Here is a 23,223-nt window from a genome sequence, read left to right as displayed (position 1 = left end):
TTTACAGCTCGCAGGCAAAGTAGCCCTCGTTACGGGTGGATCGCGCGGCATCGGCGCAGCGACCGTCCGCCTCTTTCGCGAGGCCGGAGCCAAGGTCGTCTTCAATTACAAGTCGGCGAAGGCCGCAGCGGACGCACTCGTCGCCGAGCTCGGCGGACAAGACTACTGCGTGGCCGTCGAGCAGGAGCTGAGCACACCCGAGCAGGGACGCGCGCTCGTCGCAAAGACGGTCGAGGCCTTCGGGCGCATCGACGCCATGGTGGTGAACCACGGGGTGTGGCCGCCGCACGATGCCCCCATCGCCACGATGGCCGAATCGCAGTGGCGCTCGACTCTTTCCATCAATCTCGACAGCGTCTTCGGCCTCACCCAGGCCGCCGTCGCGCAGATGCTCAAACAAACTCGCGGAGACGATGGCCGCACCGGCTCCATCGTCTACATCGCCTCCACCGCCGCGCAGCGCGGCGAGGCGAACCACGCCGACTACGCGGCCAGCAAGGGCGCGCTCATCAGCCTCACCAAGAGCCTTTCGAGCGAGCTCGCGGGCAAGGGCATCTACGTCAACTGCGTCGCGCCCGGCTGGGTGGAGACCGACATGTCCGCGCCCGCGCTCAACGATCCTCCAGTGCGCGAGCGCATCTTCGCCACCATCCCGCTCGGCCGCGTAGCCAAGCCGGTCGAAATCGCAGGTCCGGCGGTATTCTTATGCACACCGTATGCGGGCTTTATGAGCGGCGAGATCGTCAATGTCAACGGGGGCGCGGTGCTGGTCGGATGAAGACACAAGCGTGGCTGACGGCAATACTGGCGGGAGTGATGACGATCTGCAGCAGCGCGCGCGTCTGCGCGCAGGACACCAGCGCATCCGCCCCGCCTGCCGCATCCGCCGTGGGTCAGCAAGGCAGCGACCCCGCCGGCGACGCCAACGCGAAGAAGGCGCGCGCCGTGCTCGACGCCATGATCAAGGCCCTCGGCGGCGACCAGTGGCTCGCGCTCAGCAACAGCTACATCGAAGGCCGCATCTCCGGCTATTACCAGGGCAAACCCACCGGCATGATCATGAACTATCGCCAGTGGCGGATGATGAACGGTGACGAGCGCGTGGAACTCGGCAAGAAGCACGACGACATCGAGATCTTTACCGCGACCAACTGCTGGGAAGTCACCTACAAGGGCAAGAAGGCGCTGCCCAAGGACATCTGCGAGGACTACCAGCGGCGGCGCGCCCACTCCATCGAAGTCGCCGTGCGCCAATGGATGCAGGACCCGAAGACCATCCTGATCGATGAAGGACAGACGCTCAGCGAGCGTCACCTCACCGACCAGGTGACGCTGATCTCCTCTCAGAACGAATCCATCACCATCCAGGTCGACGCCGACACGCACCTACCGCGCAGCCGCACCTTCCAGTGGCGCGACCCCCTCTACAAGGACAAGAACGAGGAGCGCGAGGAATACGACGACTACCACCTCATCGACGGCGTGCCCACCCCCTACAGCATCACCCGCTTCCACAACGGCGACCAGAACAGCCAGCGCTACGTCTTCAAAGGCGGCTACAACGTGCTCCTGCCGCCGGATCCCTTCAATGCCGACGTCGCAGCCAGCGAAGTGAAGAAATAAACTTCAGCGCCGCCTTTGTGCCCGGCCCTCCAAATCGCGTAGACTCGCTTTTTGCTTTGAAAGAGGATATGGAGACAGGCTTGGAGAAGAAGCAGGGCGTCGTGAAAGCAGTTCTCACCGACAGTCATTTCTGGATTCCGCTGCTCGTTCTTCTGCTGGGCATCGCGCTGCTGGCGCATCTGAGCTGATCACCGACTTGACTTCATCTCCAGACAGGAAAGAGACCGGAGCCGGGCGCTCCATGCACGGGCTGGGTGTAGCCTGCGGCGTCGTTGCGGGCGCGTGGCTGGGCACGGCGGAAGCCCCGACCAAGCTGGTGACGGCAGGCTTCTCGCCTACGGTCATCTCCCTCTGTATGGTCGCCGGCGTCTTTGTCGCGCGCTGGACCCTGCCCACGCTGATGAAGGGCACACGCTACGTCTTCCGCGACCTGCGCATACGCGCGCACCTCATCGTATGGGGCATCCTCGCCGGAGCGCTGTGGGCCGTGGCGAACACGCTCACCGTCTACGCCATCAAGGACGTAGGCCTCTCCATCGCCTTCCCCCTCTGGAACACCAACTCCCTCGTCGGCCTGCTCTGGGGATGCATGCTCTTCCGCGAGCTGCGCGGCGCGGGCGTAAAGACGTGGCTCAAGGTTGTGGGCGGAGGCGTAGCCGTGGTCATCGCGACCATCGCGCTGGGGCTGGCCTCGGTCCACCCCTCCGCGGGAGCACATGCGGCACACGGCGGCGCGGGCGTCATCGCCGCGCTCGGCGCGAGCCTGATGTGGGGCACCATGTACCTGCCCTACCGCAAGGCCTACCTCAGCGGCATGAATCCGCTCTCCTTCGTGACCGTCTTCACCGTGGGTGAGCTCGGCACCATGTCTCTGGTCGCATGGCTCCTGCCGGGCCAGGGCGCAGCCCTCTCCACCCAGCTGCACCTGCTGCGTCCGGCCATGTTCTGGCTCTTCCTCGGAGGATTCTGCTGGGTCATCGGCGACATGTTCCAGCAATACGCCGCGAAATACGTTGGCATCGGCCGCGGCATCCCTCTGGCCAACACGAATCAGCTCTGGGGACTCGCCTGGGGCGCCATGGTCTTCAGTGAGCTGCACGGAGTCAGCGACACGAATCGCATCGTCATCATCGCCAGCTCTCTGCTCATGATCGTCGGAGCCATCGCCATCGGCAGCGCATCGGCAGCAGCCAAGGAGCACCACTCGCGCAACCTGGCTATCGCCCGCGAGTGCGAACGCTACGGCCTCGATTACGACGAAGCCGTGGCGCTGCAATCGGGCCTGGAGGGCGAAGGCAGCGCACGCGCCTGGTGGGATTATGTCATCGTCGCCCTCGGCCTCGGACTTTTCGCCTGGCTGTCCATCGGCACCAGGCGTCCCCCGCTCGATCTGAATGTATCCTGGGCCGCCGGGCTCACCGTCACCGTGCTCATCGTGCTCTTCGCCGGCGGATGGCTGCTGTGGAAGCGGACGCGCTTCTCTTAAAGCGTAAGTACGGGGATATAGGGCGTAAGTCATCCGGGTGCCCCACATCTCGCGATCTTCGAGATGTGGGTTCGCAGAAGCCCTGAAGCGTAGCTACGGCACCTTATTTCCTCCCCCCTACACCGTGCCCTTCAATCGCACCGCAATGCCGTCATCGGATCCACCCGAGCCGCTCTCCGCGCAGGCAGCCATGCCGAAAGCACCGTCACCGCCGCAATGCCCAGGGTCGCGACGACAAAGGTCAGCGGATCGAACGGGCTCATCTGGTAGAACGCATTGCGCATCAGGTTCGCCAGCCCCAGCGCAGCCGGAAGCCCGATGGCAAAGCCCACGAGGAACAGCATGAGCGACTCGCGCAGCACCATCCACTGCACGCGGCCTGTGCTCGCGCCTAGCGCCATGCGGATGCCGATCTCGTTCACGCGCCGCAGCATGTTGAAGCTCATCACGCCGTAAAGTCCAATCGCCGCCAGCAGCACCGCCAGCCCCGCGAAGAGAATCGCCAGCCGCGAGACCAGCGTCTCCCGCGTGAAGAAAAAGCCAAGATGTTCTTGTATGGTGTGCACGTCGCGCACCGGCAGGTTGGGATCGATGCTGGCCACCGCCGTCCGCAGCTCTCGCTCCACGCTCTCCGGCGCGCCGTTGACCCGCAGAATCACCGTCGGCGAAAAGTCGTCCTGCACGCCCTCTTTCTGCTTGCCCATGATCTGCACCACCGGCATATAGACCTGGGGATGCGTTTCTCCACGCGGCCCCAGGGAGCGGGTATCGCGCGACACCCCTACGATCAGCCAAGGCCCGCTCTCGGAGTCGGCATCGATGCTCAGCATATGCCCCACGGCGTTCCCGGCAGGATAATAACGCCGCGCCAGGGTCTCATTCACCACGATGACCTTCTGGCTGCTCGCCGTGTCATCCGGCGTAATCGCGCGTCCGGAAGCCATGGCAATCGAGAGCGCGTCGAAGTAATGGCCGGAGACCCGTTCGAGCACCGAATTCATCTCCTCGTGCGGCCCGGGCGTGTAGCCCTGCGGATGGATCGAAGACTGCCACGCCCCGTAGGACATAGGAGGTTGGCCGGAGAGTGCCGCGGCACGAACTCCGGGAATCGCGGACAGGCGGTCGATCAGCCGCTGGTTGAAGGCCGGAGCCTGTTCCGGCTGATAACCGGCGAGCCGCGCATCCACCTGCGCCAGCACCAGGTGGGTCCGCTCGAACCCGAAGTCTTGTCCCGCAAGCTTCCACAGCGATCGCAGAAAGAGTCCCGCGCAGACCAGCAGCAGCAGGCACAGCGTGATCTGCCCCGTGACCAGCGCACGCGGCCACCAGCGCGCATTCCGTCCGCCCGCGCCGGAACCTGTGCGGCTGCCCGCATTGAGAGACGGCCCAGCGCCCATGCGACGAATCTGTAACGCCGGAGCAAGGCCGAACAACGTTCCCGCCAGGATCGAAACTCCGAGTGTAAACAGAAGCACCATCGCATCCGGCCGCGCCGTAAGCGGAACCCCGTCCTGTCCCCGGGCAACAAAGGCAATCAGCGCACGCGTGAACGCGAAGGCGATGCCCAGCCCCAGCGCTCCGCCGGAGAACGAGAGCAGCCATGCTTCCATCAGGCCCTGGCGCACGATGCGGCCGCGGCTCGAGCCCAGCGCAAGCCGCGTCGCAATCTCCCGCTCCCGCATCACCACGCGGGCCAGCAGCAGGTTCGCAAGGTTCGCACATGCGATCAGCAACACCACGCCGACGATGACCTCGAGCAGCGCCAGCGCATCGTGGTACTGGTTCCGAATCTGCGAGACTCCCTGCCCGGCGGGCTGCAAGAGGTCCTGCAGCCGTCCTATCTCCTTCTCGCGATCCGGCGTAATCGTCTTGCCTTCTCCGGCGCGGGCATAGGCGCGGATCTGCTGGTTCACCCACTGCTGCTGCACGGCGAGAGACGATCCCACGCCGCGGCGCGCAAATATCTGTAGAAAATAGGTGTCCCGCGGCTTCAACAGGTCATGCAACTGGAAAATCGCATCGGCCATGGTCACCGGAACCCACATCGCATCCGGTTCCAGGTCCTGCTTCAGGCCATGGAACTCCGGCGGCATCACGCCGATCACCGTGAAGCGCGTTGCATTCACAGAGATGGTCTTCCCCACCGCCGCGGGATCGGCCGACAGCGACTGCTGCCAGAAGCGATAGCTCACCACCGCAACCGCCTCGCGGCCCGATGCAGATGCATCGAATGGTGCAATCGCCCGCCCGAAGAGCGGCTCCGCGCCCAGAACCTTGAAGAAGTCGCCGGAAACCAGCACCGCCGGCTCCTGCACTGCCGCAGCCGAGCCCGGAACACGAATATTCACGCGGGGCGAGAAGCTGCTCTGGAAAGCCACGCCCGCAAACGGGCCCGGCTGCAGCTCCATCTGGTGCGCCAGGTCGTAGGTGTACATGTCTTCGACGCCAGGATCGATGCCGCCCAGCAGGCCGCCGGAGAAGGCTTTGCCGAAGGTGACCAGCTGCTGCGGATCGCGCACCGGCAGCTGCTGCAGCACCACCTGCCGCACCAGGGTAAAGATCGCCGTATTCGCGCCGATGCCCAGCGCCAGCGAAAGGACAGCCACGAGCGTAAAAGCCGGGCTGTGCGCCAGCGTGCGAAGACTATAACGAAGGTCCTGCCAGAAATTTTCCATCGTGGCCTCCCAGCCGACGGAGCGGATACGGTGCTTCACTGCGTTCGTGCTGCCCATCTCGACCCGCGCCGCGCGCGCCGCCTCTTCCGGGGTCATTCCCCGGCGCATCTTTTCTGCGATCGACGCGGCAAGAAAGTCGCGGAGCTCGTCTTCAAGCTCCTGCTCCACCCGCGAGCTGCGAAAGAGCGAGCGAAACGCATGAATGAGGTTCGAAACGATAGGCATGCGGTCTCTCCTGACAGCGTCAGGCTTCCATAATCCGTGCAATCGCGGAGACCTGCCGGTTCCAGGTCTCGGACTCTTCGGCAAGCGCTTTCCGCCCGCGTGCGGTGAGCAGGTAGTACTTCGCGCGGCGATTGTTCTCGCTGGCGCGCCACTCGCTCTTCACACTGCCGGCACGCTCCATGCGGGCCAGCGCGGGCAGCAGCGATCCCGGATTCACGCGAAATACGCCCTCACTCACCTGCTCGATGCGCGCAGCCACGCCGTAGCCATGCATCGGCTCCAGCGCCAGCGTCTTCAGAATCAGCATCTCCAGCGTGCCCTGCACCACGTCCCGCTCACCCATGTCACGTCTCTCCTCTTGATAGTCGAGAGGTTACGCCGCCTTCTCTCGACGGTCAAGAGGAAAAAACCGTGCTCGCAAAAAAAGCCGTCACTCCGACCGGAGCGAGGATGCGGGTGCCCCACGTCTCGCCTCTGAGACGTGGGAAGCGAGGCTGTCAGAACGATCCGTTAATTTGGAAAAGAATCTCAGTCTTCGAGCGAAGAGATCAGAGCCTGAACCGCGCGGCGCACAGGGCGCAGATCGAAGTCCGGAGACAGACCCTCGTCGTGGAAGTCTTCCACCAGCGCATCGATACCGAACAGAGCGCGCGGAAAGGCCGGATACAGCAGCTGCCCGAGCAGTCCGTTTGCGGCATCGGCGCTCACCTTCGGCGGCAGGCGAAAGGTCGTTCGTAGATACACGCTCACCCGCGCCTCGACCTGCGTAAACAACAGATCGAAATACGCTGCCGCGCCCTCCGGGAAGCGCTCCGCCTCGGCGATACACACGCGGCACATCCGGATTGCTCCCTGGTGCAGCAGGATCTCGAGAAACCGCCCGCAGAAATGCGTAAGCGCATCGACCGGCTTCCCAGAATAATCCTCCGGCGAACCGATCTCCTCGAGAAACCGTCCACGCACCCGCTCCACGGAGGCGAGGAACAGCTTCTCCTTGCTCTCGAAGTGCGCATAGAGCGAGCGCTTGGAGGTCTCGGCGCGCGCGGCGACAACATCCATCGAGGCCCGCTCGAACCCCATCTCCTGGAAAACACTTTTTGCTGTCCACAGGATGTGTTCGCGGAGCTTGTCCCCTCGTCTGGCCATTCCCGCTATTCTCTCTTACCGCGGCGGCTTGCTCCAAAGTAAACGGTACGGTAGAGTTTACTTATTCAACGGGCACACCCGTTGAGGAGGAAACACGATGATCGTAGTCACCACGCCCACAGGCAACATCGGCTCGAAGCTGATTCCGCATCTTTTCGAAGCAGGCGAACATGTCACGGTGATCGCCCGCAATCCAGCAAAGCTCAACGATGACGTGCGTGCGCGGGTCAGAATCGTCGTAGGATCGAGCGACGACGAGGCCGTGCTGCTGCGCGCGCTCGAAGGCGCGGAGGGCCTGTTTCACGTCGTCCCACCGTCTCCCAGGCTCACGAATGACCGGGCCTTCTACCTCCAGTTCACCGAGCCTGCGATTCGCGCGGTAGCACGGCAGGGCGTGAAGCGCGTGGTCTCGGTCTCCGGGCTCGGCCGAAAGTCTCCGCTGAAAGCAGGCGTGGTCTCGGCCTCCTTCGCCAAGGATGAGGCATGGGAGCAGAGCGGCGTGGACTTCCGCGCGCTCTGGTGCCCCGGCTTCCTCGATAACTTCCTGCACAGCGTATCGACGCTGCGCGAGCAGGGCGTCTTCTTCGGCCCGCAGCGCGGCGACGTGAAGTCGCCGAAGGTAGCCACGCGAGACATTGCCGCCACTGCAGCGCGGCTGCTGGTCGACCGCACGTGGAGCGGCCAGGGCGGTCTGGCGGTGCTGGGGCCGGAGGATCTCTCCTACGAGGAAACGGCGGCGATTCTCACGGAAGTGCTGGGCAGGCCGATTCGCTATCAGCAGATTTCGGGTGAAACTTACAAGGCGCAGCTGACACAGCGCGGCGCGACCCCGGAGTTTGCCGACAGCCTGCTTGAGATGTTCGCCGCGAAGGACCGCGGCCTCGACAATATCGATCCACGCACAGCCGAGAACACCACGCCGACCAGCTTCCGGGCTTGGGCGGAAGAGGTGCTCAAGCCGCTGATCGTCGGCTAAAGGCAGCGGCCAAACTACACGGGGATACGCACCTCTGAGTATCCCCGTGTGCATTCGCGCCAGATATCAGGCCGAGGCCGGATCCGAGAAGGTACGCACGTCCTGCCCTCCGGAAGCACCCGGAGCGCGCTGCGGCCCACCCGGTCCTCCGGGACCACCGGGGCCGCCAGGACCGACCGGAGCAGGCGTCGCGTCGGGATCGACCGCGAGCGTGATGGTGCCGCGGAAACCGGCGCCAGGGTTCTTCGCGTCGATCGGCGTAAGAGCGAGCGTGAAGCTCTCCGCATCGCCATGGAAGACCGAGTCCTGTGCAATCCGTGTGCGCGTGATCTTGTGCTGCGCGTATGGCTCCAGCGCGCCCACGCGATCGCTGACCTCATCCGGAAATGCGATCTGCCCAGTATGGCAGACGTGGCCGCCCTCGTACTTCTTCCCTGCCTCATGACCGCCGATATGCACCTTCACGTGAATGTGCGTATCGCGCATCACGTAGCAGCCGGGGTAGATGGTGAGGAATTCGACCGCGCCATCCGTGCCGGTGAACTGCACTCCTCGCAGGAAGGTCTCGTTGTCCGTCCGCTGCATGCCGGGCGGTCCATGAGGATCGCCGCCGTTCCTGCCCGGAGGCGGCCCCTGCATGCCCTCGGGCGGAGGACCATCGGGAGGCGGTCCACCAAAGCCTGGCCCTCCCGGGCCGCCGGGACCACCTGCCCCGCCCGGTCCCATCTGCTCCATCTTCACCTTCGTATATCCGGAGTAGACGCCGAGCGCGTCGCAGTGCCAGATATCGATGGCCGCGCCAGCGATGGGAGCGCAGGTGCGGGCGTGCTGCAGAACGATGGAAAGCTGAAGCGGCAGACCGGGCTTATCCTCGCGGATATCACGGCGAAGCAGCTCATAATCGGCGTAGAAGGGGCCTTCTTCCAGCTCAGCAGTCAGAGCACAGGGATGGCCGGATGCAAGCGCAAGCGCGGAGTCGGACAGGCCCAGGCGCAGTGACGCCAGGCCGGCAGTCGCCATGCCGGAAGCAAGAACCCGGCGACGGGTCCAGCGGCGTGGCGATAAAGGATTGGAGAGTTCGGGCATGCGGGATAGACGAAAAAAAGCGCCGCTGCGCGCAACCCGGAGAACGCAAATGCCACAGAAAGCATCTGGGCAAAGAGGGAACAAATAATTGACATGACGCCCGGGATCGCGCTCAATAGGGACACACGGCGCAGGAAGCGTTCCCGGCAGAGCGAGCTGAGAAAAAAAGAGCTGCCTGGAAAACGTGCTCATCTGGCGTTTTCACGTACGTGTGAAAATCGACAAGAGAACGAGAAGCAGTTATGGCCAAGAAAGATCCGGCTTCCCCAGAATCGAGCCTGCGCGACTTGCAGGTGTTTCACAGTGTTGCGCGGGCCCTTACATCCTCGCTGGACCGGGACACCATTCTCCGCACCATCATGCGGCAGATGGAGCAGTTCTTTGAACCGGAAACATGGTCGCTGTTGCTGGTGGACGAGCAGCAGCAGCGCGAACTCTTTTACGCCGTTGCCGGCGGAACCATGGCCGATGGCCCGCTCGAAGCAAAGCTGCGCGAGGTGCGTATCCCGATCGGCCAGGGCTTTGCCGGATGGGTCGCCGAGCACGGCGAGAGCCTGATCGTGCCCGAGGTCGAGGACGGCGACGACAGATTTCTCTATCTGGCCGCGCAGGCCAGCGGAGGACGCCCGGTGCGCTCCGCTATCTGGATGCCGCTGCGCTCACGCAAGGAGACGCTGGGCGTCATTGAGCTGATCAACTGCCGGGCCGAAACCTTGAGCGACTACACCATCTCCTTCCTGCACGTCCTCTGCGACTACGCGGCGATCGCAATCGATAACGCCCGCGCGGTCGAGCGCATCCAGGAGCTCACTATCACCGATGACTGTACCGGCCTCTATAACCTTCGCCACCTTTATCGGCAGATGGACTCGGAGATCGAACGCGCGCGGCGCTTCGGATCTGTCTTCAGCCTGATCTTTATCGATCTGGATCACTTCAAGGAAGTGAACGACCGCTATGGCCATCTCGTCGGCAGCCAGCTGCTGGCCGAGGTAGGACAGGCGATGCGCTCCCAGGTGCGCGGCGTCGATTCCGTCTACCGCTATGGCGGCGATGAATTCACCGTACTGCTGCCGGAGTCCAACAAGGACGCAGCGCGCGAAACAGCGATGCGCCTGAACCAGTTCCTGCGGGAAAAGCACTTCCCCATGAGCGACGGGTTGAAGCTGACCGTCCGTGCCAGCATGGGCGTCTCCACTTATCCCGAGGACGGCACCACGGCACAGGCCATCATCCGCGCCGCCGACCAGATGATGTATCTGGTAAAGGGTTTGACTCGGGATAACATCGCCGTGGCCGGCATGGGGATGCTGCCGACGTAGCAAAAGCAGCAGCAGGAGAAGATCGCCGGGCCACACCGGATGCCCGCCGGAGCGCATCTAATCTGCCATGGCGATCGAAACCTCCTCAGCAACCGAGAGACGCACCGGACGCGGAACCGGCCCGGGCACCGTGCTGCTGGCGATCTTCCTCGGGCTGCTGCTGGGCGTGGGAGCGCTGGCGCTCTTCGTCCGCGAAGCGACCTACGGCATCTGGAATCAGGTAGCAACGAAGGTGACTGGCCGCGCGCTGAGCATCGACACCTCCCAACCGACCGTCGTCGATCGCATCCAGAAGCTTTCCCGCCTCGAAACCGTCACCTACACCATGGACAAGACCGTCGAAGGCGATCGCACGAATGCGATCCTGCCGGATTTCCTGGTCGGCGATAAGCTGCTGCTGAATGTCCACGGCCAGGCCATCGCCGGCGTCGATCTCGGGCAGCTCAAGCCCTGGGATGTGCAGGTCAACGGCAAGACGGCGCATGTCCACCTGCCCCCGGCGCAGATCTTCGTTACCGCCCTCGATGACTCGAAGACCAGGGTTTTCTCGCGAGCCACCGGCTTCTTCGTGCAGGCCGATCCCAATCTCGAGAGTGAAGTGCGCGAAAAGGCGCAGGAGCAGCTCACCGCCTCGGCCCAGCAGGCCGGCATCCTCGGCACGGCCCGCGCCAATGCCGCGTCTACGGTGACCAAGCTGCTGCTGAGTCTCGGCTTCGATCAGGTCACGGTGGACTGATCCATCCGATCAATCGGACGAATCTTCCATAGACTGGGACCCCGACGACACGCCTTCACCGGTGACCATCCCATGCAATGACTTCCGCAACTCAGCCACATGACCGGCGCCGTTGAACTCTTCGAGCTGCCGCTGCGCCTCGCGCCAGAGAGGGTCGGCCTTCGCGTGCAGCTTCCGGCCCTCCTCGGTAAGCTCGATCACGCGGCTCCGTCCGTCCGTCGGCGACGGCTTCGCAGTCACGAAGCCGTCGCGCTCCAGAAAGCCCACCATCTTCCCCATCGCGGTGCGCTCTACATCGAGCCGCTCAGCCAGCGCGTGAATCGCGGCGCTTCCGACCTGGCGCAGGGCCGCAAGAATCAGGAACTGTGTGATGCGCAGCCCCGCCGGCTCCAGATGGCTGTCATAGAGCCGCGTAATCCGGCGGCTTGCCTTCCTCACGGCGGAGCAGTTGCACCGGTCAATTCCTAACTCGATTCCAAGCAGCGGATTGGCTGACATCTCTCTTCCTCTTCTGCATTGCACGCACCGCGCGCAGCCACATCACACAAAAGCGCCGCGGTATTTCTCGATGAAGGCCTGCACCGAAAGCGCGGGCCGGCCGGTGATCTTCTCCACATTGTCGTTGGTGCCGGAGAAGATGCCGTCCTGATAATTCTGAGCGACTTCGACGAGGTGCTGCACCAGGAAAGGAGGGAACTTGTAGAGATTCTCCATCTTGTCCTTGAACACCTCGATCGATACCGGTGCATATTCGATCTTCGCGCCCAGCACCTCGCTCATGGCTGCAGCAATCTCGTTATGGTGCATCTCAACCGGGCCGTGCAGCGTATAGATCCTGCCGCCGTGGCCTTCCGGTTTGGCCAGGAGATGCGCGATCACCCGGCCCTGGTCTTCAGAGGAAATAGGCGCGTGGCGTCCATTACCAAAGGGGAACTGGATTTTCTTCGTGGCCCAGATCTCCTTTGCGAAGTGCGGATAGATGAGCCAATCCGCGAAGAAGGTCGGGCGCAGATGGGTCGTCGGCACGCCGGACCAGTCGAAGACCCGCTCAGCCACCCAGTGATCCTGGGCCGCATGGCTTGCCGATTCGCGACGAGCCGAGATCTGCGACATGTTCACGATCGCCGTAACACCCGCCTCCTTCGCCGCCTGCGCAAAGTAGGCGGAAGCCCCGATGATTCCCGGCGCAATGGGATGAAGGAAGTAGGCGGACCGGATCCCTTCCATCGCCGCACGAATGGCGTCGATATCGGTGAAATCTCCGATGGCGATTTCGACTCCGCACTGTCTCAGCGCTGCAGCCCGCGCATCGTCCTTCCGCACATAGGCGCGTACGCCCTTGCCCATGCTCAGCAGCTCATCGATAGCGCTCCCGCCCGTCCGCCCGGTTGCGCCGCTCACCAGAATCTCCACTTTTCCCATGATTGCTCTCCCTTTTGCAGATAAGAGCATATGCTCTCATATGGAATGAGATTAGAAGCATATGCTTTTAGATTCACTTTTCATGGAATTTCCGGCGCTCGCGACCAAAGGGGCGTGGAGGCCGAAGGAGGATCACCGCGAAGCAGGTCGACTAAAATCTTTACTGTGAGTCATGCATTCGATATCGGACCCGTGCCCGTTGGCCGGGACCAGCTCTTCCTGATCGCCGGACCGTGCGTCATTGAGTCCGAAGCGCACGTGCGCAAGATGGCCGACGCCATCCAGCGCATCACCTCCGACCTCGGCATCCCGTACATTTTCAAGGCGTCGTACGACAAGGCGAACCGCACCTCGGTGAAGAGCTTCCGCGGCCCCGGCATCGTCGAGGGCACGGCGATCCTCAAGCGTCTCAAGGAAGCGACCGGCCTGCCCACGCTGACCGATGTCCATGAGCCGAGCCATTGCGCCATCGCCGCCGAAGGCGTGGATGTGCTGCAGATTCCAGCCTTCCTCTGCCGCCAGACCGACCTGCTCATCGCCGCAGCCGAAACCGGCCGCGCCGTGAACGTGAAGAAGGGCCAGTTCGTCGCGCCCGGCGATATGAAGCACGCCGTCGAGAAGGTGACCGAGAGCGGTAACCCGCGCGTCTGCCTGACGGAGCGCGGCACTACTTTCGGCTATCACAATCTCGTCGTCGACATGCGCTCGCTGGCCATCATGCGCAAGCTCGCGCCGGTGGTCTTCGACGGCACCCACTCCGTGCAGACGCCTTCGGCCGCCAACGGCGTCTCCGGCGGACAGCCCGAGTTCATCCCCCTGCTGGCGCGCGCGGCCGTGGCCGCAGGCGTGGACGGTGTCTTCCTCGAAGTGCACGACAATCCCGCCGAGGCCAAGTCGGACGGCGCGAACGCGCTCGATCTGAAGAACCTGAAGGGTGTTCTGGAGAGCCTGCTGGCGGTGCATGCGGCAGTGAATCCGCGCTAAAGCCCTCGAAAACAAATAGAAAAGCCCGGCCATCGCAGGCCGGGCTTTCTGTTGTGCGGTAAACGGACTACGCCTTGGCTGTTACTGCCTCCTGAGTAGCCGAAAGCTGCTTGGTGCGGTTGGCATAGCTGGCCTTCACGAAGGCGCTGAAGAGCGGATGCGGCTCGAGCGGCTTCGACTTGAACTCCGGGTGGAACTGGCAGCCGAGGAAGAACGGGTGCTCGGGGAGCTCGACGATTTCGACGTAGGTCGCATCCGGCGTGGTGCCCGAGATGCGCAGGCCCGCGCCCGTCAGCAGCGACTCATACTCGCGGTTGAATTCATAACGGTGACGGTGACGTTCGCTGATCTCCGCCTCGCCGTAGGCTTCGTGGGCGATGGTGCCGGGCGTAAGCACGCAGTTCCAGGCGCCGAGACGCATCGTTCCGCCCATCTCTTCGACGCCGGTCAGCTCGCGCAGCTTATAGATCACGCGATGCGCCGTCGCAGGGTCGAACTCGCTCGAATTCGCATCGGCCAGCTTGCAGACGTTGCGGGCGAATTCGATGCAGGCGGTCTGCATGCCGAGACAGATACCGAAGTACGGCACATGGTTCTCGCGCGCGTAGCGGATGGCGTTGAGCATGCCTTCGATGCCGCGCTTGCCGAAGCCGCCGGGCACCAGGATGCCGTCGAATCCGCTGAGCTGCTCCGTATAGTTCTCGGCCTCGAGACCCTCGGCCTCGATCCACGTCACGCGCAGCTTGAGGTTGTGCGCCAGCGCGCCGTGAACCAGGGCTTCCTTGACCGACTTGTAGCTGTCCTCGTACTCGACGTACTTGCCGACGATGCCGATCGAGACTTCGTCCTTCGGATTGTAGGCGCGGTGGACGATCTCCTCCCAGCGGGAGAGATCGCGGGGCTTGGCCTCGATGTGCAGGTACTTGAGCGCCAGCTCGTCGACGCCTTCCTGAGCGAAGCTGAGCGGCAGCTCATAGATTGAATTCACGTCGCGGGCGGTGACCACGGCGCGCTCTTCCACGTTGCAGAAGAGGGCGATCTTGCTCTTCATCTCGCGAGGCAGCGAGCGGTCGCTGCGGCAGAGCAGGATGTCGGGCTGGATGCCGATCGAGAGCATCTCCTTGACGGAGTGCTGGGTCGGCTTGGTCTTGAGCTCCTGCGCGGCGGCGATCCACGGCACCAGCGTCACATGGACGAAGCAGGTGTTTTCGCGGCCAAGCTCCTGGCGCATCTGGCGGATGGCCTCGAGGAAAGGCAGCGATTCGATATCGCCCACGGTGCCGCCGATTTCGACGATGGTGACGTCGTTGTGCGGTGCCACCTTGCGCATGGCGTTCTTGATCTCGTTGGTGACGTGCGGGATGACCTGCACGGTCTTGCCGAGATAGTCGCCGCGGCGCTCCTTGGTGATGATCTGCTCGTAGATGCGGCCGGTGGTGAGGTTGTTATCACGCGTCAGGTGGGCATGCGTGAAGCGCTCGTAATGGCCGAGATCGAGATCGGTTTCCGCGCCGTCGTCGGTGACGAAGACCTCACCGTGCTGGAACGGCGACATGGTTCCCGGGTCGACGTTGAGGTAGGGGTCAAACTTCATGAGGTTGACCTTGAGACCACGGCTTTCGAGCAGGCAGCCGATGGAGGCCGCGGAGAGCCCCTTACCGAGGCTGGACACAACGCCGCCTGTGACAAAAATGTACTTGGAAGACATTTCTGCTTCACCTTCCCTGAATGTCTGTTGATTGGCGTACCTGGCGGGCACAATCAAGTATAGCCGGGTAGCGGGGGGATGGGAAGCGGGGAGTGCGTTTCCAATCACAGTGGAAAACCCGGATGTTGCCTGATACAAACAGCAGGAACCGAAAAGGGAGAAGCAGATGCCGCCCAAGTTGCTGGGACGATGGGGGATGCGCGGCCTGGCAGCACTGTTGCTGCTGATTTTCATCACCGAAGTGGCGCTCTCGACGCGCCGGGCCTCGCTGAGCTGGGACGAAGGCGACCACATCTTCTCCGGCTACATGAACTGGAAGCATGGCGAGTACGACCTGAACCCTGAGCATCCGCCTCTGGTGAAGCTGATAGCGGCCCTGCCACTACTGCCGCTCGACCTCAAAGTTCCGCCGCGCCAGGGCCGCTATTTCAAGTCCGAGGCATACTACGACGGCCGCGAACTGCTCTTCCGCAATGCCCCGGAGTACGGCGGCCATTACACCGCTGAGTCCCTCATCTTCCGCGTCCACATGACGGTGCTGGTCTTCGCCGCCGCGCTGGCGCTGCTGCTCTTTGCCGCCGGCAGCGAGATGTTCGGCTATGGCGCCGGGTTGATCGCGATGACGCTCTTCATCTTCGATCCGACCATCCTCACCAATGCGCCGTTCGTGACCACGGATATGGGTTCGGCCTGCGGCTACTTCGCGACCACCTACGCCTTCTACCGGTTTGCGAAACAGATGCGCTGGCGGCGCGCCGTGCTCTGCGGCCTCGCAGCCGGACTCACACTCGCGGCCAAGCATTCGGCTATCGCCATTCTGCCCATGCTCGGTCTGCTCGCGGCGGGTGAGGTACTGGGACGCCGGCGGGACGGACGCGCCGCCATGCTTCGCGCTGCGAGGAGGCTGGTGGCTGGACTGGTCGCGATCTACGCGCTCGCCTTCTTCGTGCTGTGGAGCATCTATTCCTATCGCTTCGCCATGCACCCCACCGGCGTGAAGATGGGGCCGATTGCGCAGCGAATGGCGAGCCTCTCGCCCGGCATCCAGTGGTTCGTGAACCTCTGCATGCGGCACCACCTGCTGCCGGAAAGCTACCTCTACGGCCTGGTCGACGTGCAGCGGGTCGGCAACAACATGCCTGCGTATTTTGACGGCCGACTCTACGCGCACGGGCAGTGGTTTTACTTCCCCGCCATTCTGTCGCTGAAATGGAGCGCCGGAATTCTCGGCCTGCTGGCACTGGCGCTATGGGCCTACGCGCGTGGCCGTATGGGCAAGGCGCGGGAGGTTTTCTTCCTCGCCATGCCCGTGGCGTTTTATCTGGCAGCGGCCATGTCCGCGCCTCTGAACATCGGCGTCCGGCATGTGCTACCGGTCTTCGCCTTTGTCTTCCTGCTGGCCGCAGGCGGCGCGGCGTGGATGGCGAAGCAGCATCGCGGCTGGGCCGTGGCGGTGGCGCTATTGCTGGCATGGCACGTGGTGGACTCCGTGCGAATGTTCCCCAACTACATGCCCTACGCCAATGTCTTCTGGGGAGGACCGGCGAAGACGCATCTTTACTTCTCCGACTCGGCCACAGACTGGGGCCAGGAGCTGAAGTGGACGAAGCAGTGGATCGACCAGCACCACGTGACCGACTGCTGGTTCGCCTACTTCCCCGCCCCGTTCCTGCTGCCCTCCGATTACGGCATCCCCTGCAAGCTGCTGCCGACCGACGACACCGCCGGGGAGATGGATATCCCACTGCCCGACGTTGTGCATGGCCCGCTGTTGGTCAGCTTCTCCGACCTTAACGGCTTTGAGTATGGAACAAAGGTTCGCAATCCCTACCAGCCGCTCTTCGAGCGCACGCCGGACGATGTGATCGCAAACGGCATCGCTGTCTTCTACGGCGATTTCCATCTGCCACGCGCAGCGGCCATTGCGTACGTATCCCAGGAACAACAGAACATCGGCAGGAACAATGCTGCTGCAATTGCAGCAGCACAGCAGGCCGTGGCCGTCGATCCGGAAGGCTTCGACGCCAACCTGGCGCTGGGGGATGCGCTGTCGGCTAACGGGAGCAAAGCTCAGGCTAAAGCCGCATATGAGAAAGCCCTGGCGCAGGTCGGCGACATGGAGCCCACCGCGCAGGCGAAGTATCGGCCTCTTGTTGAGAAAAAGCTGGCAGGGGTGAATCACTAGAGGAACCGCAGAGACTTCCCTCTCATGCAATACCCGCCAGACACCACCTTCTATACTGTGACGTCATCATCCTTCCACCCGCAGGTAAGCGCACATGCAGAGCTTTTGGCATATCTACGTCTGGGTCTTCGCCGGCATTCTTGTTCTAAGCGCTATTGGCCGATTTCTCATCTTTCTCAGGAGACGCGATCTGGTACAGCCCATCGAGCTCGTCGAGGCGATTCTTGGACTACTGGCCGTTCCGGCGCTTTTTGGCTTTGCCTATCAGCAGCGTCTCGGATCGCCTCTTCTATGGATGGCGCTTTGCGTCGTACTGGGCGTCGCATCAGTGAACCAGTTTTTTTCTCCGAAGATGAAGAAGATTTACCTTCGCGGCTGGCTTCCCTCGATCGCCACGATCGGAATTCAGGCTCTCATCAGCGCACCCGCCATCTGGGCACTTGTCCGTTACGCCTTCTTCTCTCGCTAATTGTTCGCCTGTGAGCCCGCGACGGTGCAATTCAGCATCCATGGAACCCCATAGCGATCGGTGAGCATGCCGAAGTGCGTCGTCCAGAAGGTCTGCTGCAGCGGCAGGGTGACGGTCCCACCCTCGGCGAGAGCGGCGAAGACACGCTCGATCTCTGCCACCTCACTGTATTCCAGGGCCAGGGTGAAATTGTTGGCCGGACGTGCCGCGTGGCTCTCCCAGGAATCGGCTCCGGACAGAGCGTCGTTCTGGACATCGATATTCGCGTGAAGGACCTTGTCTTTGAATTCAGCCGGGGCTCCCACCGCGGCAGGTGAGTCGCCATAGCGGATCAGGAACGAGAGCGTTCCTCCGAGAACCCGCTCGTAAAAGCGGAAGGCCTCCTCGCAGTTTCCCGGGAAGGTGAGATGGACGTGCAGGCGCATGGCAGGCTCCTCCTCTGGTACCGCCCATGGATACCAGAAAGTCTTCCCCCAGCCCATGATTTTCAGGTTAGGGATCTCTTTATCAAAAAGTCTGTCATTCCGACCGGAGCGAGAGGGTGGTTTTGTGTCGTGTAGTGGAGGAACCTGCAGTTCTCTCCCAACCGAGAGTGTCGACGGAGGCTCATCCAGGCCAGGGGTACTCGGGCCGGGCATAAACATGACACAGAGAGCAGCTCATACCTTCCCGCAGGGATAGAACTCCGCAACCGGAGAAAGAACTGCAGGTTCCTCCACTACGCTCCCTTGTGGTCGCTTCGGCCGGAATGACAGTCAGTGGCCATGAGAGAAACACAATCAAAGTCGGCCATAACAGGCTCTAAGCCACATCGAGCAGAGCCACCGCCAGGATTTCGAGCCCCGATGGCCGGTCCGGGAAGGATTCGACCCGCTTCAGCCATCCCGCGAGAAACATCGGATACTTCACTCCGAGCTGCTGATAGTAGGCGATGCGCCCACGCCTGTAGGCACTATAGACAGCTACCGGGTCGAGCGTGTGCAGCGCCTTGAGCGTGGCCTCGCCGATCGCCCCATCCACCGCAATGCGGACGCCGCTGGCCGCACCGGCCTCGTTGATCGCCGTCTGCAGCAGCGTGGTAGCGTGGGTACCGGCGTTCACGTAGAAGTCGCACACCATGTTGGCCAGATCCTGGCTGGCGATCTCATCGCCGAGAATCGCATTCCAGTAGCGGGTGCGATAGATCGTCCCTGCCTGCTCGTCGGTGAGCGCGCGCAGGTTGGCCGGGGTGGGATCGAGGCCGAGCAGCGTGCGCGCGCAGGAAGCGAACGTGTGCAGCGTGATGCCCTTGTTCGTCTCCCCGCCGGGATCGTCGGGGTTCATCACGTAGCCGCCTTCGAACTTCAGCAACAGGGGAAGAAAGCGCTCGAAATTTGCCATCGCAGCCGCTCCTCACAGTGCGCGCAAACATAAACCGCAGGGATGCCGGGCGCGCAGCGGAGCCGATTATGGCAAAAAGCAAAACGTGCGCGCACGGGAATTCCGCACGCGCACGCCTCGGCCATCAAACCAAAGTTACTCGACCTTGTAGGTGTCCTTGCCCCAGTGGAAGGAGAGTGTCGGCGAGCAGGTGGGAGTCTGCGCGTAGATCACGGTGTCGCCCGCATCATGCCCATGCACCCAGGGCGTGATGGCGACGGCAATGTGGCCGTCCGGAGTCGGCTTGCCGTCAAAGGCATGCTTCTCGCCGAAGGACTCGGAGCCTGCGTTGAAGTCAGTGGCGTTCTTGAAGCCCTCACCCTTGATCAGGACCAGCTCGTCGTCCTTCGCACCGCGAATCACTTCGAGGCTGCATCCGTGATCCTCCGCGCGAAGCGGGAAAGGCACCACGGCCGCAGCGGCGATGCGCTTCTTGTCGAGGGTGCTCAGCGCCAGCCGCACGGCCTCGCCCTTGGCTACGCTCACGGTGATCTCCACCGGAGCTCCGGGCTTCACCAGCTTCGTGCAGGAGCTGGTCACGGCCTGATCGCAGGTGGCAACGCCGGAGGCCTGGATGACCACGCCATCCATGACCGGAACGATGCCGGAATTCAGCGGCCAGCGCAGCAGGCTAAGCTTCGTATCCGGCGTAAAGCCGGTGGCCTGGAGCTGGTAGGTGATCTGCGTGGCATCGCCGGCCTTGGTGCGGCCAATTTCCTTGAGGGTCAGCACATTGCCGGGCGTCGAATCCTCGGGTCCCCACTTGTTCATGGCCATGGCCACCTGCTGGATGCGGACGCGCTGCATCTCGGCCTCCTGCTGGGCCTTTTCTTCCGGCGTCAGCGTATGAGGATCGGCGGGCAGGTCCTGCAGGTGCAGGCTCGGCATCGAGCCGGTATTGGCGTTCGACTGGGTACCAGTCTGGGTCGCGGACGGGGTTCCGGAGGTGGCCGGAGCCGCAGTCGTCGTCTGCGCGTTCTGCGCGGTAGAGGCGGAATCAGAAGCCGTTTGGGCAAACGAAGCAGTGCAGAGCGACAGCATCGCGCCGCCTGCCAGCAGAACAGAAGAAAAACGCATGCTTCGAGGATATACCGCAGCCCGGGTTGGCCCAAATGGCAGGAAAGACGAGAGAAAGGACGATGTGGGTTTGAACATAGGCGTACAAAGACTAAGACGAATCCCAGACACGATAGAGAGCCAGGTATATGGAGAACAAGCTGGCTTAGGATAGGAGCGGATGTTCGGGCTCATACGAAAGACGAAAAGCGGGACAGCCAAGCTGATGGCCCTGCTGCTGCTAATGCTAAGCGCGATGACCGCTGGCCTGCATGCACAGCCCAGCCGCGACCGGCTGATCCTGAAGGACGGCAGCTACCAGCTCATCACGCGCTATGAGCTCAAGGGCGACCGCGTGCGCTACTTCAGCGCCGAACGCAGCCAGTGGGAGGAACTGCCCACCTCGCTGGTGGACTGGGAGGCGACCGAGAAGTGGAACCGGGCGCACGATCCGGACGCTGCGAAGCTCACCCAGAAGCCCGGCTCGCAGAATGAACAGGAAAATGGTCCGCCAAATCCCGACGCAGCCGAAGCCGCAAAACTCGATGCCGAAGAGGCCGCCTCGCGCAGCGACGAGATTGCCCGCATGCCGCTGGTCTCTCCCGGGCTGCATCTGCCGGACGAGACCGGCGTGTGGATCATGGATACCTACCAGGATCAGCCGGAACTGGTCCATGCCCTGCAGACCAATGGCGATCTCGACCGGACCCATGACCATAGCGTGGTACGCGCGCAGATCGGCGCAACCGGCGGCGCGAAGGAACTGATCCGCATCGAGGGCGCCTATGCGCCGGTCCAGCTGCATGTGAACGATCCGGTGATCTATGTCAGCCTTGATCAGCCTGGCGATGACGAAGCGCCCGACAATGCGATGACCGTGGACACGCACGGCGCCAGCACCGCCATGCGTGACAAGAACGCGCACAGCTCGCCGGACAGTGACTACGTACTCATCCGGCTGACCAGCAATCACAATCTGCGCACCGCAACCGCGGCCGAAATCTATCGCATGACCACGCCAGGACACACGGAAGAGATCATCGAGATGAAGAAGGAGCTGATGCCCGGCGCGCGCTGGATGAAACTGACGCCCGCGACGCCGCTGCTCATCGGCGAATACGCGCTGATGGAGCGGCTCTCACCGCGCGAGATCAACCTCGATGTCTGGTCCTTCGGAGTGAATCCGCGCGCGAAGGAAAACAAGGACGCACGCTCGGCGATTGAAACCCCGTAGGCGTACCTCTATGCATGCGTCCGAGGCGGTCTCATCCCCGGAAGATTGTCATTCCGACCGAAGCGACCGCAGGTTCCTCCACTGCGCGAGACAAGAAACGGTCTCGCTCCGATCGGAATGACAGCTTTCCTTCGAAAGAGAAGCGGAATCAATCTCGCGCGAAACCCCTCTTACTCCCCCGGCTTCAGATACTTCCCAAAGAACTTCGCCTCGGCGGTATACGCCGCCAGCCAGTCTTTGTAGAGCAGGAAGTCGTGAATCTCATCCGGAAAGATGAGCTCTTCGAACGGCGTGTGCTGCTTGCGCAGGGCCTCGGCCAGGCGCACGGTCTGCGAGAACTCCACGTTGCGATCGTCATCTCCCTGGATGAGCAGGACCGGCGAACGCCAGCCCCTCACCGTGGAGAGCGGCGACGACTCCCAGCCGATGCGCACGGCATCGGTATCGACACCGGGGTCATACGTAGGATCGTTCCAGTTCTCGAACTCGATGTTCCAGTCGTGCACACCATGGAAATCGACGCCGGCAGCGAAGAGATCCGAGGCTCGCGAAAGCGCGAGCGCCGTGAGGTAGCCCCCGTAGCTGCCGCCCCACACGCCGATGCGTGCAGGATCGACATCCGCGCGGCTGCGCAGATAAAGCCCCGCGCCCAGCACATCGCTGAACTCGCTCGCGCCGGTAGCGCCGTAGTGCAGCGCCTCGCGGAAGTCGAGGCCGTAGCCGATGCCGCTGCGGTAGTTCACCGAGAGCACGATGTAGCCCAGGCTCGCGAGGTACTGGTTCATCGCATAGGCATTCGAGTAGTACTGCATGGAGTGCCAGCCGAGCAGCATCTGGCGGCGCGACCCTCCATGAAAGAAGACCAGCGCAGGATGACGCTTGCCATCATGGGCTGCGGCAGGCAGAAAGAGCTGCCCATGGATCTGCATGCCGTCCGCGGCGGTCAGCATGACTGGCTCAGGCGTAACCAGCTTCGCTGCGGGAAAGTCGGCGGGGATCAGCTCCGGCGCCAGATCGTGCAGACTGCCGCCAGTGATGGCCGCAGGCCGCATCGGCAGATGCGCATCGGAGTGCAAAACCGCAATGGCACCATCTCCGGCAACTACGGGGGAAACCTCGATCCCCTGCCCTGAGGTGATTGCCTTCGGCACGCCACCCGATGCGCTGACCATCCAGACATGGCGGCGGTCGATGTCGTCCTGATTCGACGAGTAGACAAGAGCCTTGCGATCGGCAGAGATCGCAACCTGCTCGACCTCGAAGCTGCCCGGCGTCAGCTCGGCTGCGGTGCCGCCTTGCGACGGAACGCCATAGAGGTGCAGCCAACCCGTGCGCTCCCACGGAAAGACGACGCGGCCCGAGGCTGTCCAGTAGAGCTGATGCTCGCTGGCCAGCTCATGAAAGACAGAGCCCGGCCCGTCATCGGCACGCCAGATTTCGCGGACCTCGCCGCTCGCGGCATCGGCCACTA

General features: G+C 62.9%; 21 protein-coding genes. 10 read left to right on the top strand and 11 right to left on the bottom strand.

Annotation, left to right across the window (positions count from 1 at the left end):
- The 3 genes from QM649_RS18065 to QM649_RS18055 all read left to right on the top strand — a co-directional run.
- A partial coding sequence (locus tag QM649_RS18065; RefSeq protein WP_415200471.1) for an SDR family NAD(P)-dependent oxidoreductase occupies positions 1 to 778 on the top strand: 778 nt, incomplete at its 5' end.
- Positions 775 to 1,623, top strand: a complete 849-nt coding sequence (locus QM649_RS18060; RefSeq protein ID WP_415200470.1) for a hypothetical protein — start codon at positions 775 to 777, stop codon at positions 1,621 to 1,623. The genes QM649_RS18065 and QM649_RS18060, both read left to right, overlap by 4 nt.
- Before the next feature lie 241 nt (positions 1,624 to 1,864).
- Positions 1,865 to 3,109 carry a GRP family sugar transporter gene (locus QM649_RS18055; protein WP_415200469.1) on the top strand — a complete coding sequence of 415 codons (1,245 nt, stop codon included), beginning with the start codon at positions 1,865 to 1,867 and terminating at the stop codon, positions 3,107 to 3,109.
- Between the two features lie 131 nt (positions 3,110 to 3,240).
- Here QM649_RS18055 and QM649_RS18050 read toward each other — a convergent pair whose 3' ends face one another.
- From QM649_RS18050 to QM649_RS18040, 3 genes are all read right to left on the bottom strand, one after another.
- On the bottom strand, positions 3,241 to 6,009 hold the full coding sequence (locus QM649_RS18050) for an ADOP family duplicated permease (RefSeq protein WP_415200468.1): 2,769 nt from the start codon (positions 6,007 to 6,009) through the stop codon (positions 3,241 to 3,243).
- 19 nt (positions 6,010 to 6,028) lie between these two features.
- Complete coding sequence (locus QM649_RS18045; RefSeq protein ID WP_415200467.1) at positions 6,029 to 6,352, bottom strand: PadR family transcriptional regulator; 324 nt, start codon at positions 6,350 to 6,352, stop codon at positions 6,029 to 6,031.
- Between the two features lie 185 nt (positions 6,353 to 6,537).
- Entirely contained in the window at positions 6,538 to 7,155 is a 618-nt protein-coding gene (locus QM649_RS18040; RefSeq protein WP_415200466.1) for a TetR/AcrR family transcriptional regulator, read from the bottom strand.
- Positions 7,156 to 7,252: 97 nt separating this feature from the next.
- On the opposite strand from QM649_RS18040, the gene QM649_RS18035 reads away from it, so the two are divergent.
- Positions 7,253 to 8,131 carry an NAD(P)H-binding protein gene (locus tag QM649_RS18035; protein ID WP_415200465.1) on the top strand — a complete coding sequence of 293 codons (879 nt, stop codon included), beginning with the start codon at positions 7,253 to 7,255 and terminating at the stop codon, positions 8,129 to 8,131.
- Positions 8,132 to 8,197: 66 nt separating this feature from the next.
- Here QM649_RS18035 and QM649_RS18030 read toward each other — a convergent pair whose 3' ends face one another.
- Positions 8,198 to 9,151 (bottom strand): intradiol ring-cleavage dioxygenase, encoded by a 954-nt coding sequence (locus QM649_RS18030; RefSeq protein WP_415200464.1) that lies wholly within the window; start codon positions 9,149 to 9,151, stop codon positions 8,198 to 8,200.
- A 308-nt stretch (positions 9,152 to 9,459) separates the two neighbouring features.
- Here QM649_RS18030 and QM649_RS18025 point away from each other — a divergent pair, with 308 nt between their 5' ends.
- A complete protein-coding gene (locus QM649_RS18025; protein WP_415200463.1) occupies positions 9,460 to 10,539 on the top strand; it encodes a diguanylate cyclase in 1,080 nt (359 codons plus the stop codon).
- Between the two features lie 67 nt (positions 10,540 to 10,606).
- Complete coding sequence (locus QM649_RS18020; protein WP_415200462.1) at positions 10,607 to 11,275, top strand: DUF4230 domain-containing protein; 669 nt, start codon at positions 10,607 to 10,609, stop codon at positions 11,273 to 11,275.
- Positions 11,276 to 11,284: 9 nt separating this feature from the next.
- Here the strand turns inward: QM649_RS18020 and QM649_RS18015 are convergent, their stop codons facing one another.
- Both QM649_RS18015 and QM649_RS18010 read right to left on the bottom strand, forming a co-directional pair.
- Positions 11,285 to 11,773: a MarR family winged helix-turn-helix transcriptional regulator gene (locus QM649_RS18015; RefSeq protein ID WP_415200461.1), complete on the bottom strand. Its 489-nt coding sequence runs from the start codon at positions 11,771 to 11,773 to the stop codon at positions 11,285 to 11,287.
- A gap of 42 nt (positions 11,774 to 11,815) precedes the next feature.
- Positions 11,816 to 12,697 carry an NmrA family NAD(P)-binding protein gene (locus QM649_RS18010; protein ID WP_415200460.1) on the bottom strand — a complete coding sequence of 294 codons (882 nt, stop codon included), beginning with the start codon at positions 12,695 to 12,697 and terminating at the stop codon, positions 11,816 to 11,818.
- Positions 12,698 to 12,862: 165 nt separating this feature from the next.
- Between QM649_RS18010 and kdsA the strand changes: the two genes are divergently transcribed.
- Complete coding sequence (gene kdsA / locus QM649_RS18005; RefSeq protein WP_415200459.1) at positions 12,863 to 13,681, top strand: 3-deoxy-8-phosphooctulonate synthase; 819 nt, start codon at positions 12,863 to 12,865, stop codon at positions 13,679 to 13,681.
- A gap of 67 nt (positions 13,682 to 13,748) precedes the next feature.
- On the opposite strand, the gene QM649_RS18000 is transcribed toward kdsA, so the two are convergent.
- Positions 13,749 to 15,389 carry a CTP synthase gene (locus tag QM649_RS18000; RefSeq protein ID WP_415200458.1) on the bottom strand — a complete coding sequence of 547 codons (1,641 nt, stop codon included), beginning with the start codon at positions 15,387 to 15,389 and terminating at the stop codon, positions 13,749 to 13,751.
- A 166-nt stretch (positions 15,390 to 15,555) separates the two neighbouring features.
- Between QM649_RS18000 and QM649_RS17995 the strand changes: the two genes are divergently transcribed.
- Positions 15,556 to 17,574 carry a phospholipid carrier-dependent glycosyltransferase gene (locus QM649_RS17995; protein WP_415200457.1) on the top strand — a complete coding sequence of 673 codons (2,019 nt, stop codon included), beginning with the start codon at positions 15,556 to 15,558 and terminating at the stop codon, positions 17,572 to 17,574.
- Positions 17,575 to 17,668: 94 nt separating this feature from the next.
- Positions 17,669 to 18,043, top strand: a complete 375-nt coding sequence (locus tag QM649_RS17990) for a hypothetical protein (protein WP_415200456.1) — start codon at positions 17,669 to 17,671, stop codon at positions 18,041 to 18,043.
- Here QM649_RS17990 and QM649_RS17985 read toward each other — a convergent pair.
- From QM649_RS17985 to QM649_RS17975, 3 genes are all read right to left on the bottom strand, one after another.
- A complete protein-coding gene (locus tag QM649_RS17985) occupies positions 18,040 to 18,468 on the bottom strand; it encodes a VOC family protein (protein ID WP_415200455.1) in 429 nt (142 codons plus the stop codon). The two genes, QM649_RS17990 and QM649_RS17985, sit on opposite strands and share 4 nt — an antisense overlap.
- Before the next feature lie 376 nt (positions 18,469 to 18,844).
- Positions 18,845 to 19,423, bottom strand: coding sequence for a glycoside hydrolase family 108 protein (locus QM649_RS17980; protein ID WP_415200454.1), 579 nt, complete (start codon positions 19,421 to 19,423; stop codon positions 18,845 to 18,847).
- 135 nt (positions 19,424 to 19,558) lie between these two features.
- The gene (locus tag QM649_RS17975; RefSeq protein ID WP_415200453.1) at positions 19,559 to 20,539 is read right to left on the bottom strand and encodes a hypothetical protein; all 981 of its coding nucleotides are present in this window, start codon (positions 20,537 to 20,539) and stop codon (positions 19,559 to 19,561) included.
- A gap of 160 nt (positions 20,540 to 20,699) precedes the next feature.
- Here QM649_RS17975 and QM649_RS17970 point away from each other — a divergent pair, with 160 nt between their 5' ends.
- A complete protein-coding gene (locus tag QM649_RS17970; protein WP_415200452.1) occupies positions 20,700 to 21,752 on the top strand; it encodes a hypothetical protein in 1,053 nt (350 codons plus the stop codon).
- A gap of 170 nt (positions 21,753 to 21,922) precedes the next feature.
- Here the strand turns inward: QM649_RS17970 and QM649_RS17965 are convergent.
- On the bottom strand, positions 21,923 to 23,223 hold a 1,301-nt coding region (locus QM649_RS17965), incomplete at its 5' end, for a S9 family peptidase (protein ID WP_415200451.1).

The sequence above is a fragment of the Silvibacterium sp. genome, from assembly GCF_047605705.1.
Taxonomy (GTDB): Bacteria; Acidobacteriota; Terriglobia; order Terriglobales; family Acidobacteriaceae; genus Silvibacterium.
This window is presented reverse-complemented; position numbering and strand designations above follow the sequence as displayed.